Annotated in this window: 16 protein-coding genes; 5 read left to right on the forward strand and 11 right to left on the reverse strand. The window is 68.5% G+C overall.

Annotated elements, in window-relative coordinates; genetic code table 11:
- Window positions 1-17 precede the first annotated feature (17 nt).
- The 9 genes from sphst_RS06555 to sphst_RS06595 all read right to left on the reverse strand — a co-directional run bounded on the left by sphst_RS06555 (window position 18) and on the right by sphst_RS06595 (window position 8,807).
- Window positions 18-932, reverse strand: a complete 915-nt coding sequence (locus sphst_RS06555; RefSeq protein ID WP_031395851.1) for an SDR family NAD(P)-dependent oxidoreductase — start codon at window positions 930-932, stop codon at window positions 18-20.
- Window positions 933-1,034: 102 nt separating this feature from the next.
- Window positions 1,035-1,403, reverse strand: coding sequence for a hypothetical protein (locus sphst_RS06560; RefSeq protein ID WP_031395852.1), 369 nt, complete (start codon window positions 1,401-1,403; stop codon window positions 1,035-1,037).
- A gap of 156 nt (window positions 1,404-1,559) precedes the next feature.
- Window positions 1,560-2,252 (reverse strand): phosphate regulon transcriptional regulator PhoB, encoded by a 693-nt coding sequence (gene phoB, locus sphst_RS06565; protein ID WP_031395853.1) that lies wholly within the window; start codon window positions 2,250-2,252, stop codon window positions 1,560-1,562.
- A gap of 5 nt (window positions 2,253-2,257) precedes the next feature.
- Complete coding sequence (phoU, locus tag sphst_RS06570) at window positions 2,258-2,941, reverse strand: phosphate signaling complex protein PhoU (RefSeq protein ID WP_031395854.1); 684 nt, start codon at window positions 2,939-2,941, stop codon at window positions 2,258-2,260.
- 14 nt (window positions 2,942-2,955) lie between these two features.
- Complete coding sequence (gene pstB, locus sphst_RS06575) at window positions 2,956-3,717, reverse strand: phosphate ABC transporter ATP-binding protein PstB (RefSeq protein ID WP_031395855.1); 762 nt, start codon at window positions 3,715-3,717, stop codon at window positions 2,956-2,958.
- Window positions 3,717-4,931 carry a phosphate ABC transporter permease PstA gene (pstA, locus tag sphst_RS06580; RefSeq protein WP_031395856.1) on the reverse strand — a complete coding sequence of 405 codons (1,215 nt, stop codon included), beginning with the start codon at window positions 4,929-4,931 and terminating at the stop codon, window positions 3,717-3,719. The genes pstB and pstA overlap by 1 nt, the downstream gene beginning before the upstream one ends.
- 88 nt (window positions 4,932-5,019) lie before the next feature.
- Complete coding sequence (gene pstC, locus sphst_RS06585; RefSeq protein WP_031395857.1) at window positions 5,020-6,396, reverse strand: phosphate ABC transporter permease subunit PstC; 1,377 nt, start codon at window positions 6,394-6,396, stop codon at window positions 5,020-5,022.
- 49 nt (window positions 6,397-6,445) lie between these two features.
- Window positions 6,446-7,513, reverse strand: coding sequence for a substrate-binding domain-containing protein (locus sphst_RS06590; RefSeq protein ID WP_031395858.1), 1,068 nt, complete (start codon window positions 7,511-7,513; stop codon window positions 6,446-6,448).
- Between the two features lie 61 nt (window positions 7,514-7,574).
- Window positions 7,575-8,807, reverse strand: coding sequence for an ATP-binding protein (locus tag sphst_RS06595; RefSeq protein ID WP_056406039.1), 1,233 nt, complete (start codon window positions 8,805-8,807; stop codon window positions 7,575-7,577).
- Between the two features lie 142 nt (window positions 8,808-8,949).
- Between sphst_RS06595 and sphst_RS06600 the strand changes: the two genes are divergently transcribed.
- The 4 genes from sphst_RS06600 (at window position 8,950) to sphst_RS06615 (ending at window position 11,507) form a co-directional block, all read left to right on the forward strand.
- On the forward strand, window positions 8,950-9,360 hold the full coding sequence (locus sphst_RS06600; protein ID WP_031395580.1) for a hypothetical protein: 411 nt from the start codon (window positions 8,950-8,952) through the stop codon (window positions 9,358-9,360).
- Between the two features lie 4 nt (window positions 9,361-9,364).
- Complete coding sequence (locus sphst_RS06605) at window positions 9,365-9,652, forward strand: HPr-rel-A system PqqD family peptide chaperone (protein WP_043157915.1); 288 nt, start codon at window positions 9,365-9,367, stop codon at window positions 9,650-9,652.
- Entirely contained in the window at window positions 9,649-10,509 is an 861-nt protein-coding gene (locus tag sphst_RS06610) for an HprK-related kinase A (protein WP_031395578.1), read from the forward strand. The genes sphst_RS06605 and sphst_RS06610 overlap by 4 nt, the downstream gene beginning before the upstream one ends.
- Window positions 10,510-10,580: 71 nt before the next feature.
- The gene (locus sphst_RS06615) at window positions 10,581-11,507 is read left to right on the forward strand and encodes a nucleotidyltransferase domain-containing protein (protein ID WP_234387520.1); all 927 of its coding nucleotides are present in this window, start codon (window positions 10,581-10,583) and stop codon (window positions 11,505-11,507) included.
- A gap of 16 nt (window positions 11,508-11,523) precedes the next feature.
- Here sphst_RS06615 and sphst_RS06620 read toward each other — a convergent pair whose 3' ends face one another.
- Window positions 11,524-11,907 carry a hypothetical protein gene (locus tag sphst_RS06620; RefSeq protein WP_051916633.1) on the reverse strand — a complete coding sequence of 128 codons (384 nt, stop codon included), beginning with the start codon at window positions 11,905-11,907 and terminating at the stop codon, window positions 11,524-11,526.
- Window positions 11,904-12,623: an HAD hydrolase-like protein gene (locus sphst_RS06625; RefSeq protein WP_031396148.1), complete on the reverse strand. Its 720-nt coding sequence runs from the start codon at window positions 12,621-12,623 to the stop codon at window positions 11,904-11,906. The genes sphst_RS06620 and sphst_RS06625 overlap by 4 nt, the downstream gene beginning before the upstream one ends.
- Window positions 12,624-12,697: 74 nt before the next feature.
- On the opposite strand from sphst_RS06625, the gene glmU reads away from it, so the two are divergent.
- On the forward strand, window positions 12,698-14,056 hold the full coding sequence (gene glmU, locus sphst_RS06630; protein WP_107045404.1) for a bifunctional UDP-N-acetylglucosamine diphosphorylase/glucosamine-1-phosphate N-acetyltransferase GlmU: 1,359 nt from the start codon (window positions 12,698-12,700) through the stop codon (window positions 14,054-14,056).
- Window positions 14,057-14,125: the final 69 nt, after the last annotated feature.

The following is a 14,125-nucleotide window of genomic DNA, read 5'->3' on the forward strand; positions in this document are numbered from 1 at the left end:
GCCCGCCGGCGCGGTGGTCAGCCGCGCTGGAGCTTCGCCAAGATCGTCATCGCCTGGTCGGCGCCCGATTGCGGGACGATCTCGCCGTTGCGGTCGGTAATCGCCGCCCAGTGGGCCGCCACCCCTTCGACCGACAGGTTCTCGCCCGACAGCAATGCGCCCGGCGTCAGCGTGACATAGGCGGCCTGGAACACGCCCGCGCCGGCGCCGAGGATCATGTTGGTCGGGGCATCCTCCGACACCAGGAAGACCGCGCCCGGCGCGACCTTGTCGGGGGAGAAGGCCTTGAACGCCTCTTCGGGAAAGATGTCCTGCGTCATCCGCGTGCCCGCGGTCGGGGCGATCATGTTGACGCGGATGTTGTTCTTCGCCCCCTCGATCGCGAGCGTCTTCGTCAGACCGGCAAGGCCGAGCTTGGCGGCGCCGTAATTGGCCTGGCCGAAATTGCCGTACAGCCCGGTCGACGACGCGGTCATCAGGATGCGGCCGTAATTCTGCGCGCGCATCCCGTCCCAGACCGCCTTGGTCGCGTTGGCCGAGCCGTTCAGATGGACGTCGACGACGAAATTGAAGTCGGCGGGCTCCATCTTGGCGAAGCTCTTGTCGCGCAGCACGCCGGCATTGTTGATGAGGATATGGACGCCGCCCCATTTTTCGGACGCACGTGCCACCATCTCGACCATCTGGTCATAGTCGGTGACGCTGCCGCCATTGGCGATCGCCTCGCCGCCTGCGGCCTCGATCTCCTCGACGACCTTCAGCGCTGCGTCAGACTGCCCCGTACCGTCGCGCGAGGCGCCCAGATCGTTGACGACAACCTTTGCACCGCGCCGGGCGAGCTCGAGCGCATATTCGCGGCCGAGCCCGCCGCCTGCGCCGGTGACGATCGCAACGCGGCCAGCAAAACCGAAGGATCCAAAGCTGTCGGACATGGAAAAAGGCGCCCCTCTCTTATCGTGGAGCGCCTTTCCTAGAACGTAAAGCAGTCGGCGCAAGCCGCGGCGTCAGCCACGGCCCGCACCGCTGCGGATCGCTTACTTACCGCCGCGGTTCTTGCAGCCGTCCTTGACGGTGCGCGAGCAGGTTGGATATTCGGCAGGCGCCGGGGTCGGCGGCGTCACCGTCGGCTGACCGAAGACGATGTTCGCACCACCGGGTGCAGCCATCGGGGCCTGGGGCGCTGCGGGCGGCGGCGGTGCCATCGCTGGATCGGCAGGGGCTGCAGGATCGGCTGCCATCGCCGGATCGGCGGGAGCGGCGGGATCTGCGGCTGGCGGTGCCATTGCCGGATCGGCGGGCGCGGTCTGGGCGGCCGGGTCTGCTGGCGGCATCGTCTGCGGCGCGGTCTGCGCGAGCACGGGCGAGGCGAGCAACGCTGCAGCGGCGAGAAGAATGGACTTCATGCGAATCTCCTGAATACTTGGAGCGCAAATTCGTTAGCGCCACGGTTGAACGCACTAAAACCCGCTTGGGTCCTTCGTTTCGCGTCCGATTCTAACCGGCTTGTCTTGGTCCTGCACTAATGACGCGGTCGGCGACCGCTTGCAGCACCCCGAATTTCACCCGCCAGTATCAAGCGAATAGCCAGCCGAGCGCACCGTGCGGATGATATCGGGACGTTCGCCGGTGTTGATCGCTTTCCGCAGCCGCCGGATATGCACGTCGACGGTGCGCGATTCGATGTCCGAATCATGCCCCCACACCGCATCGAGCAGCCGTTCGCGCGAGAAAACCCAGCCGGGATGTTCGAGGAAATGCTTGAGCAGCCGGAACTCGGTTGGCCCGAGTGCGACGACCTCGCCCGAGCGACGGACCTTGTGGCCGACGGTGTCCATCTCGATGTCGGCATAACTCAGTGCCTCGCCGGCAAGCGCGGGGCGGACGCGGCGCAGCACCGCGCCGACGCGCGCGACCAGCTCGCGCGGCGAGAAGGGCTTGGTGACGTAATCATCGGCGCCGGTCTCGAGCCCGCGGACACGGTCTTCCTCTTCCCCACGCGCGGTCAGCATGATGATCGGCACGTTCTGGGTCTCGGGCGCGCGACGCAGGCGGCGACACACCTCGATCCCCGACAGGCCTTCGACCATCCAGTCGAGCAGGACGATATCGGGCACCTTCTCACGCGCGAGCAGCAGCGCCTCCTCGCCATCGGGGGTGTGCGCGATCTCGAAATCCTCGCGCTTGAAATGCCAGACCAGCAGTTCGGCGAGCGCCGCGTCGTCCTCGACCAGCAGCATCCTTGCACGGGCCATGTCGATTACTCCTGTATGCCGCCGCGGTCGCGGTCGGCCATCTGGGTGCCGGTCGCGGCAAAATAGACCATCTCGGCGACGTTGGTCGCGTGGTCGCCGATCCGTTCGAGATTCTTCGCGACGAACAGCAGGTGCGCGACCTGGCTGATCGTCTTTGGATTTTCGACCATATAGGTCACCAGCGTGCGAAAGATGCTGTCGTAGAAATCGTCGAGCGCGGCGTCGCTTTCGACGACGAGCATCGCCGCCTCGAAATCACGCGCGGCAAAGGCGTCGAGCACGTCATGCACCATCTCGCTCGCCATCCGGCCCATGGCGGGCAGGATCGAGATCGGATCGATCCGGTGCTCGCTTTCGATCATCGGCACGCGCTTGGCGATGTTCTTGGCATAATCGCCGATCCGCTCGACGACGCCCGCGATCTTTAGCGCGGCGACGACCTCGCGCAGGTCGATCGCCATCGGTGCGCGAAGTGCGATGATCTGCACCGCCAGCCGCTCGACCTCCGCCTCGATCGCGTCGATCTGCTTGTCCGCCGCGCGGACCTCGCGTGCGAGCGCGACGTCGTTGCGCTGGAGCGCCTTCATCGCATTGGCGATCGCGTCCTCGGCGAGGCCACCCATCTGCGAGATGAGGCCCCGGAGGCGTCCGATCTCGTCGTCGAAGACCTTTACGGTATGCGTGTTCATCGATCCCGTCCCCATCAGCCGTAGCGGCCGGTGATGTAATCCTTGGTGCGTTCCTCGCGCGGATTGGTGAAGATGGCGGAGGTGTCGCCATATTCGACCAGCGTGCCGAGGTGGAAAAAGGCGGTGCGCTGGCTGACGCGCGCCGCCTGTTGCATGTTGTGCGTGACAATCACGATCGCATAGCGGCCGCGCAGCTCGTGGATCAGCTCCTCGATCTTGGCAGTCGCGATCGGGTCGAGCGCGCTGCACGGCTCGTCCATCAGGATCACCTCGGGATCGACCGCGATCGCGCGCGCGATGCACAGCCGCTGCTGCTGCCCGCCCGACAAGGCGGTACCGCTGTCGGTCAGGCGATCCTTCACCTCGTCCCAGAGACCCGCACGCCGCAGCGACTTCTCGACGATCTGGTCGAGGTCGCTCTTGGCGCCCGCGAGCCCGTGGATGCGCGGGCCGTAAGCGACGTTCTCGTAGATCGACTTGGGGAAGGGGTTCGGCTTCTGGAATACCATGCCGACGCGGGCGCGCAGCTGGACGACGTCCATGTCGGGCGAATAGATATCGTGCCCGTCGAGCTCGATCTTCCCCTCGACCCGCGCGCTGGCGACTGTGTCGTTCATGCGGTTGAGCGTGCGCAGGAAGGTCGACTTGCCGCAGCCCGATGGGCCGATGAACGCAGTGACATTGTCCATGTCGACGTCGATCGACACATTGTCGATCGCGCGTTTCTGCCCGTAATAGACGCTGACGTCGCGCGCGGTCATCTTGTGGTTGGTCATCACCAGCGGGTCTCGAATTTGTTGCGGAGGTAGATCGCGACGCCGTTCATCGCGAGCAGGAAGACGAGCAGGACGATGATCGCGGCCGAGGTCTTCTCGATGAAGCCACGGCTGACCTGGTCGGACCACAGGAAGATCTGCACGGGCAGCACGGTCGCAGGGTCGCGCAGCCCCGAGGGCGGCGCGGCGATGAACGCGCGCATGCCGATCATCAGCAGCGGTGCTGTCTCGCCCAGTGCGCGCGCCATGCCGATGATCGTGCCGGTCAGGATGCCGGGCAGCGCGAGCGGCAGGACATGGTGGAACACGACCTGCACCGGCGACGCACCGATTCCGAGCGCGGCGTCGCGGATCGATGGCGGCACCGCCTTGATCGCGTTGCGCCCGGCGATCACGATCACCGGCATCGTCATCAGCGCGAGTGTCAGCCCGCCGACCAGCGGCGCCGATCGCGGCATGCCGAAGGTGCCGAGGAACACCGCGAGCCCGAGCAGCCCGAAGATGATCGAGGGCACCGCGGCAAGGTTGTTGATCGACACCTCGATCAGGTCGGTCCAGCGGTTCTTCGGGGCATATTCCTCGAGATACAGCGCGGACAGGACACCGATCGGGAAGGCGAGCAGCAGCGTGACGATCATCGTCAGCAGCGAACCCTTGAACGCCCCCCAGATGCCGACCCGCGTCGCATCGGTCGAATCGGCGGTCGTCAGGAACGTCATGCTCAGCCCGCGCGTCAGCACGCCGCGCGCCTTGAGCCGGGCGACGACCGCCTCCGCCTCGGGCGGGCCATCGCCCTTCGCAGCCATGTCGACCGGGCTTGCGACGGGCACCGCGATCACCGTCTTGCGCGACAGCAGACCGGGATCCGCCTTGAGCGCATCGCGCACGGTCACCCAGGCGCCGTCCGACAACAGGCCTTCGCCATCCTTGCCGAACGCGCGCGTCGCCGCGCTGTCGACCGCACCCTCGAGACCGGCGCTGGCGAGCGCGAGATCGGCGCCGCGGCTTGTCAGCCGCGCGGGTTCGATCGGCAGTGCGGCGGCGGCGAAATCGATCGGCAGCGCGACGCGGGTCTCGACGAACCCGCTCGCGCCCTGCCACAGCATCGACGACAGCAGGAAGGCGAGGAAGCCCGCGGAGAGCCAGACCGCGGCCAGCCCGGCGAGGCGGAACCGGCGCTCCGCGGCATAGCGGCGGCGGATGCGGCTCTGCATCGCCTTGGTGGCCCAGTCGGTCGGCACGCGCGCCGTGGCGGGCTTCGCCGAGGCCGTAGCGTCTGGCGTACCGATGAAGGGGGTGACGCTATTCATAGGCTTCGCGGTACCGTTTCACGACCGTCAGCGCGACGATGTTGAGGAGCAGGGTGACGACGAACAGGGTCAGCCCCAGCGCGAAGGCGGCGAGCGTCTTGGCGCTGTCGAACTCGGCCTCGCCGGTCAGCAGGTCGACGATCTGCTTGGTCACGGTCGTCGTGCTGGCGAACGGGTTGAGCGTCAGCGTCGCGACGCCGCTCGCGGCCATCACCACGATCATCGTCTCGCCGATCGCGCGGCTGACCGCGAGGAGGACGCCGCCGACCACGCCGGGCAGCGCGGCGGGGAGCAGTACGCGGCGGATCGTCTCGGACGAGGTCGCGCCCATCGCGAGACTGCCGTCGCGCATCGACGAGGGAACCGCGGCGATCGAATCATCGGCCATCGACGACACGAACGGGATGATCATGATCCCCATCACGAGCCCGGCGGCGAGCGCGCTCTCCGACGAGGCCCAGCTGATCCCGATCCACACCGCGAAATCGCGCACCGCCGGCGCCACCGTCAGAGCGGCGAAATAGCCATAGACGACGGTCGGCACGCCCGCGAGCACCTCGAGGATCGGCTTCATCCACTTGCGCGTGGTCGGGGCGGCATATTGCGTGAGGTAGATCGCGCTCATCAGCCCGAACGGGATCGCGACGATCATCGCGATCACCGCGCCGATGAAGAACGTCCCCCAGAACAGCGGCACCGCGCCGAGCGACGCGCCCGGATCGCGCGCGTCGACGACCTGCGGGCTCCAGTGCGTACCGAACAGGAAGTCGGTGATCGGCACGATCGAGAAGAAGCGCGCGGATTCGTAGAGCAGCGAGGCGACGATGCCGACCGTGGTCAGGATCGCGATCAGCGACGCACCGAGCAGCAGGATCATGACGATCCGCTCGACCCGCGTGCGCGCGCCGAACCCCGGCCGCACGCGCAGGAATGCGAACGCGCCGCCGGCAAAGGTGAGCAACAGCGCGAGCGCGGTCGCGATCCAGTCGTAGCGCGACTGCGCGGCGGCATAGACTGGCGACAGGACGCGCGCGAGCTCGTGGAACGCGCCGAAGCTTCGTCCCTCCGCCAGGCTGCGCGCCTCGGACAGGATCGAGGCACGGTCGAAGCCGGGCGGGGGCAGCTGCACCGCGGCTGGGCTGGCCAGCACGGTATCGGTGACGAGCGCGGGCGCGACCATCGACCAGCCGACCAGGAACAGCAGCGGCGGGATCGCGGTCCACAGCGCGACATACCAGCCGTGATGCGCAGGCAGCGAGCTGAACCGCGCGGTGTTGCCGACCCGGAACCGTGCGGCACGCATCCGTGCGCTCAACCACGCGATCAGGCCGAGCCCGAGAACGAGGAAGAAGAGGGCGAGTGCCGACATCAGGCCGTCTCCGCCGGTTTCAGGGCGGGGATCGTGTTCCAGTCGTGCATCACGACAGCACCGCCGGGTCGAGAATCGTCTCGTTGGCGATGATCGCCGCCGAGCGGGCCTGGATAGCAGGTGGTGCGGCGATCAGGCCGCGCTTCACCAGCGGTCCGGTCGCGCCCCAGTTGGCAGCATAGAGTTTCAGGAACGTCCGCAGCCCCGGGATCGCGCTCAGATGCGCCTTCTTGACATAGATGTAGAGCGGGCGTGAACCCGGATACCGCGTGTCCGCAATCGTCGCATAGGTCGGCTCGACACCGGAGATCGCGACACCGTTCACGTCGTTCTTGTTCTCTTCGAGATAGCTGTAGCCGAACACGCCGATCGCATTGGGGTTGGACTGGAGCTTCTGGACGATCAGATTGTCGTTCTCGCCCGCATCGACATACATCCCGTCCTCGCGGACGCGGGTGCAGAGCGCCTTGTGCGCATCGGGATCGGACTTGGCGAGCGGCTTGGCGCTGGGGTCGCTGGCCTCGCAGCCCTTGGTCAGGATCAGCTCGGCGAGCGCGTCGCGCGTGCCGCTGGTCGCGGGCGGGCCATAGACCTGGATCGGCACCGGCGGCAGCGCGGGGTTCACGTCGCGCCAAACGCGCGCGGTGTTGGGCCGGCCGCCGGGGCTGGCGGCGAGCGCCTTGTACAGGTCGGTCGGGGTGAGCTGCATCTTCGGGCCGTTCTTCGCCTCGGCAAAGGCGATGCCGTCGATCCCGACCTGGATTTCGAGGATCTGGCCGGCCCCGTTGGCGGCGCAGTCCTTATACTCGCTCGCCTTCATCCGCCGCGACGCATCCTCGATATCGGGATGGCCGGCGCCGATGCCTGCGCAAAACAGCTTCATCCCAGCGCCGGTGCCGGTCGATTCGATCACCGGTGCCTTGGCATCGGGATCGTTGGCGACGAGCTGTTCGGCGATCATCGTCGTGAAGGGGTAGACCGTCGACGATCCGACCGCGGTGATCTGATCGCGCGAACCCGCGCCGCCGCCATTTGCCTGATCGACGCATCCGCCGATCAGCGTCGCGCCCGCCAGTGCCGTGACCGCCAGTCCTGAAATCGCCCCGAAACGCTGCACGTCAATTCCCGTCATGCCTGCCCGATAGCGCGGCTAGACCGGATCCTGTGTGACAGTCGCGTTACCGTTTGATGACACGCGACGAATTGGCGGGGCCGGCACCGGCCGGCGGCAGGATTACCGCGACCGTCGTGCCGACCCCGACCTGGCTCGCGATGTCGAGGCGTCCGCGATGTCGCTCGACGATATGCTTGACGATCGCCAGCCCCAGTCCGGTACCGCCGAGCGACCGGCTGCGCCCGGCATCGGCTCGGTAGAATCGCTCGGTCAGTCGCGGGATGTGCACCGCGGCGATGCCGTCGCCCTCGTCGCGCACCGCCAGCCTGACCATGCCGGTCACGTCGCGTGCCAGGGTGATCGTCACCGGCGTCCCCGCACGGCCATATTTCATGGCGTTGCCGACCAGATTGTGGAGCATCTGCGACAGCTGCACGCGGTCGCCCGACACCGGGGGGACGGCGGGCTCGATCGTCGCGACCAGATCAAGGCCGCGGTTGCCCGCGCCGTCGGCCAGTTCGGCCCGCACGTCGCCGACCAGAATGGCCAGGTCGATCGGCGTGTCGGGGACGCGGTATTTCTCTGCCTCGATCCGGCTGAGCGAGATCAGATCTTCGATCAGCCGCAGCATCCGCTTGGCCTCGTCGTCCATCACCTTGAGGAAGCGCGCGCGGATCGCCGGATCCTCGCCCGCTTCCTCGCTCAGCGTCTCGATGAAGCCGAGGATCGAGGCGAGCGGCGTGCGCAGTTCGTGGCTCGCATTGGCGACGAAATCGACGCGCATCCGTTCGGCGGCGTAATTGCCGGTCTGGTCGATCAGATGGACGATGCGCTGGCCGTCGGACAATTCGCCGACGCGCATTTCCCAGCGCTGGTCGCGGGTGCCAAGGCCGACCAGCTCGATCGGCGGGGTCTCGCCCAGCGCGGCGGGGGACGACAGCGCTTCGGCCGCGGCGGGGTGGCGGATCGCCACGCGCGCATCGTCACCGATGATGTGTTCGCCCAGCAGCGCGCGCGCGGCGCGGTTGGCGAGTACGACGCGGCCGTCGCGGACCAGCAGCACGGGCTCGACGATCAGGTCGAGCGTCTCGTCGAGGATCGCCGGATTGACGGGCGCGGGATCCGCGGCGGCGGGCGGCTCGTCCCCGGTCCCGGCTGCGACCAGCGCGGCGGCGATCCCGCCGACTAGCGCGACCAGCCCCGCCTGGATCGACGTGCCGATCGCGAATACCGCGATTGCGGCGCCGCCGGCCACGATGATCGCCCAAAAGGTGCGCAGTCCAAATCCGGTCAACATGCGCGCGTGTCTAGGCCATTCGCTGCCCCGCGCGCCAGCCCGTCCCGCAGCGGCACAGCGCCGGCCCCATCGCCCCCTCCAAAGCCCGGTTGCTTGCGCGAGGTTCATGATTGTGAAAGGGCATGATGCTAGCGGAGACCCGATGAGCGACGACACGCGCCCCGACACCGATCCGATCGAGACGACGCCGTCGCGCCGCCGCGTCCTGACGCTCGGCGCGGTCGGTGCCGCTGCGGTCGTGTCGATCCGTCCAGCGCTGGCGCAGACCGCGGGATCGGTGCTCAATTGCGACATTCCGGTGCCCGATGCGGGTCGTGCGGGCAGCTTCATCGATGCGCAGGGCAAAAGCGTGCCATCGGGTACCAAGGGCGCGTTTGCGGGCGCCAGCCGGCCGTTCAAGGGTGAGGAGGTCCGGCGCGTGCTCAACAGCGGCGGCCAGCTCCCCGGCACCGATTCCGAACGCAGCCGCGCCTATGTGAATTACATCCGCCGGTTGCAGCGCGGCCAGGGCGGCTTCACCTGCTTCGCCTCGTTGCAGATGCCGCGCGGCTGAGGCCGTGGACAACGCCGCACCGGGGCCAATCTACCGCGCCGACCAGCCGGGCGGGCTGGTGCTCGCGCCGCTCGACGCGTTCACCGTGGTCTATCACCGGCGATCGGGCATGACGCACTTGCTGACCGAGCCCGCGCCGCAGATCCTGGCGATCCTCGGCGACGCCGGGCTGTCGCTGGACGCGCTGCTCTACCGACTGGCGGGTGACTTTGATCTCGCCGACGCCACCCGGCCGGCGCTGGCTGCGCGGCTCGACGAGCTGGTCGCCGCCGGGCTTGTCGCAACGTCGTGAGACACGCCCTCGCGCTGCGGATCGGTCCGATCGGATTTCGGATCGGATCGGACTGGCGCGCGCCGATCGACCAGCTGCGCAGCCTCTATCGCGACTATCCCGCGCCGCAGGACGGGGTGGCGGATTACACCGTCCGTCTCTTTGCACGTCGACCCTGGCGGCGGTGGCTCCGCCCGTCGGTCGAAATTGGCGGTGATTACATGCTGCCAGAGGCCGCGCCGCTGCCGCTGCGGCACGGGCTGCTCGCCGCCGAAATGGCGATGAACCTCCAGATGGCGCTCGGCGCACGCCGCCACCTGCTGCTCCATGCCTCTGCGGTCGAACGCGATGGCCGCGCGGTGCTGATGACCGGGGTATCGGGTGCGGGCAAATCGACGCTGGCGACGCTGCTTGCGGCGCGGGGCTGGCGGTTCATGGGCGACGAGTTCGCGCTGCTCGATTCCGCGACCGGGCTGCTTCACGCGTTTCCGCGGCTGATCAGCCTGAAGAATGCGGCGATCCCGGCGGCCGAGGCGGCCTGGCCAGACGCGCGGATGGGGCCGCTGATGGCGGCGACCCCGAAGGGCGATATCCGCCACATGGTCCCTGATGTAAGTGCGATCGCCGCGATGGATCAGCCGGCGACCCCCGCCTTGCTGCTGTTTCCCCGCTACGGCGATGCGGCGGCGGTCCGGCCGGTGCCGCCTGCCGAGGCGTTCGTGCGCATGACGCAGGCCTCGACCAATTATGTCGCGCTCGGCGAGCCGGGGTTCACCGCGATGACCCGCCTGATCGCGGATGTCCCCGCGGTTGCGATCGATTATCCCGACGGCGCCAGCGGGGTCGCGCAGGTCGAGGCGTTATGCGCGGCGCTGTGACAGACCTCCCGCATACCGTGGCGGCGGACGCACGCCTGCTCGCCCGCGCGCTCGCCGATCCGGGACGCGTCATGGCGCTCGGCGCGGAAGGCTGGACCAGCCTGCTGACGATCGCCCGGGCCGAACAGCTGATCGGGACGCTGGCGCTGTGCCTTGATGGCCTGCCGCTGCCGCGCGCCGTCGAGGCGATCCTCGGCGATGCACGCGCCGCCGCGGAACAGGGCCGCCGCGCGGCGCTGTGGGAGGCGGAGATGGCGCGGCGCGCGCTCGCACCGCTCGGCTGCCCGGTCGTGCTCCTCAAGGGGACGGCCTATGCCGCGGCGGGGCTGCTCGCAGGGCAGGGCCGGTCGATCGGCGATCTCGACATCCTCGTGCCGCGGGCGGCGCTCGACCGGGTCGAGGCGGCGGTGCTCGGCGCGGGGTGGGAATGGGTGAAGCCCGACCCGTATGACGACGCTTATTACCGGCGCTGGATGCACGAGCTGCCGCCGCTGATCCACCGCGAGCGCGACCGGATGATCGACATCCACCACACGATCCTGCCGCTCACCGCGCGGGTCACGCCCGATCCCGCGCGGCTGATCGCGGACAGCGTGCCGCTCGGCAACGGACTGCGCACGCTGTCGCCCAACGGCATGATCGTCCATGCCGCCGCGCATCTGTTCGCGGACGGGGACCTGGCGGGCGGCCTGCGCAATTTGTGGGACATTCGCTGTCTGGTCGAGGAGTTCGGCACCGAGGGGCTTGCAGAGGAGGCGGCGTGGCATGGTCTGCGCCTGCCCGTCGCGCGCGCGTTGCGCCTCGTCGACGGCCTGTTTGCCGGGGGGCGGACGTCGAGCAGCGACCGCCTCTATGTACGGCGGCTGACCGCGCGCGACGGCTGGGGGCGGCAAACCCGCCCGGTCACGCGGCTGGCCTTCTACGTCCGGTCGCACGCGCTGAGGATGCCGCCGGCGATGCTCGCGCGCCATTTGTGGACCAAGTGGCGCAAGGCCTGAGCGCCCGCGCGGGGGATCAGTGCAGCGTGCGCAGCCGGGGCGGCCGTGTCCGCCGCACCATCGCGATGATCGCGACGACGACGGCGATCGCGATCGTGTCGGCGATCCAGTCGCGAATGTCGCAGTCGCGGTGCAGCGACGGGATCGACTGCGCCACCTCGACCATCGCGCCGAGGAAGGACAGGCGTTCGAGCACCTTGCGTCCGCGCGCAGCGGGATAGGCGAACGACGCCAGCGCGGCGAGCGTCGCGAAGGCCAGCATGTGCTTAAACGTGTCGCCGAACTGGTCGATCGGCAGGTGCGGCGGCTTGGGGAGCAGTGCCATCGTCACGGCGAAGACGATCGCCAGCGCCAGCGCGATCTTGAAGAACCCGGTCAGGTCGCGGTCGCGGCCGTTCACGCTGCGGTGCGCCGGGCGAGGTCGTCGAGCGCAGGGATCAGCGCATCGAATCCGTCGATCACTGCCTCTGCCCCAAGCTCGTCGACCGGCTGCATCAGAAAGCCGAAGCTGCACGCGATCGTCGGCAACCCTGCCGCCTGTCCCGCCTGGATATCGAAGATCGAATCGCCGACGAACGCCGCGCGGGGGGCGGCACCTTGCGCCCCGGCGCGCTTCGCGTCCGCCACCACGGCGCACTGGCGCACCATTTCGAGGATCGGCATCGGCGACGGCTTGCCCTCCGCCATCGTGTCGCCGCCGAGGATGCAGGCGAACCGGTCGGTCAGGCCGAGTTCGTCGAGCACGGTGCGCGCGAATCGTTCGATCTTGTTGGTGACGATCCCGATCGTGACACCGCGCGCCGCCAGCGCGTCGAGCGCCTCGATCACCCCGGGATAGGGCCGTGTCAGCACACAGATATGCGCCTCGTAATAGGCGAGCAGCGCGGCGTGCAGCCGGTCGAGCATCGCCTCGTCATAGCCGCCGGTCGCGGTCAGCCCTTGTTTCAGCATGTGCCGCGCGCCGCCGCCGATCATCGGCTTGACCTGTTCGACGCTCAGCGCCGGCCGGTCCGCAAGCGCGAGTGCATGATTGACCGCCGCGGTCAGGTCGCCGCTGGTGTCGAGCAGGGTGCCGTCGAGATCGAACCCGACGATATCGAATGAAAAATGCGTCATCGCCGTGATGCCTGCCAGCGCGGCTATGGAATTGGCAAGGCTTTCGTGGCAGCGGTCCTTCCATGACGACGCATATGCACGACCAGTCCATCGCGGTGATCATCCTGGCGGCCGGCAAGGGCACCCGGATGAAGTCCGACCTGCACAAGGTGCTGCACCCGATCGCGGGGCGGCCGATGCTGCACCATCTCGTCGCGAGCGCGGCGACGCTGCACCCGGCGCGCACCGTCGTGGTGACGGGTGCCGGGCGCGAGCAGGTCGAGCGTGCGGTCGCCCCGCTCGGGATCGCGACGGCGCTTCAGGCCGAACAGCTCGGCACCGGCCATGCCGTGGCGCAGGCGCGCGCCGCGCTGGCCGGGTTCGAGGGCGATGTGCTCATCCTCTATGGCGACGTGCCGCTCGTGACCGCCGCGACGATGCAGCGGATGATCGACCGGTTGCACGGCGACGACGCGCCCGCAGCGGTGGTGCTCGGTTTCCGTCCCGCCGATCCCGGTGCCTATGGTCGCGTCATCGCCGATGCCGCCGGGCGGATCGACCGGATGGTCGAATATAAGGACGCCTCCGACGCCGAACGCGCCGAGACATTGTGCAATTCGGGGCTGATGGCGGTCCATTCGCGCGACCTGTTCGCGTTGCTCGCGCGCGTCGGCAACGACAATGCGGCGGGCGAATATTATTTGCCCGACATCGTCATGCTCGCCGCCGCCGACGGCCGGGCCTCGGCGGTGATCGAGACGGGCGAAGGCGAAGTGGCGGGCGTCAACAGCCGCGGCGAGCTCGCCGCGGTCGAGGCGGCCTGGCAGGCGACGCGCCGTGCCGCCGCGATGGCGGACGGCGCGACGCTGATCGCGCCCGACATGGTCTGGTTCGCGCACGACACGCTGCTCGGACGCGACGTGACGATCGAGCCGAACGTCGTCTTCGGCCCCGGCGTTCGCGTCGCGGATGGTGCGGTCATCCATGCCTTCAGCCATGTCGAGGGTGCGGTGATCGGCGAAAAGGCGGACGTCGGCCCGTTCGCGCGCCTGCGGCCCGGTGCGGATCTCGGTGCCGGATCACGCGTCGGCAATTTCGTCGAAGTAAAGAAGGCGACGATTGGCGTCGGCGCGAAGGTCAATCATCTGAGCTATATCGGCGATGCCGAGATCGGCGCGCGCGCGAACATCGGCGCGGGCACGATCACCTGCAATTACGACGGCTATTTCAAATATCGTACCGTCGTCGGCGAGGACGCGTTCATCGGCTCGAACTCCGCGCTGGTCGCGCCCGTGACCGTCGGCCGCGGCGCGATCGTCGCGGCGGGGTCGGTGCTCACGCGCGACGTCGACGCCGACGCACTTGCGCTCGTCCGTCCGCCCCAGGTCGACAAGCCCGGATGGGCGGCGCGGTTCCGCGAAATGATGGTGGCCCGGAAAGCCGCCAGACGGTGACGCCCCGCGCGACCGATCGCGCGCGGCTCCCGACTGGACCAGGATCATGCGGAGCGTGTCGCACGCCTC

Origin of the sequence: Sphingomonas sp. STIS6.2, assembly GCF_000732685.2 — a bacterium.
Lineage (GTDB): Bacteria > Pseudomonadota > Alphaproteobacteria > Sphingomonadales > Sphingomonadaceae > Sphingomonas > Sphingomonas aerolata.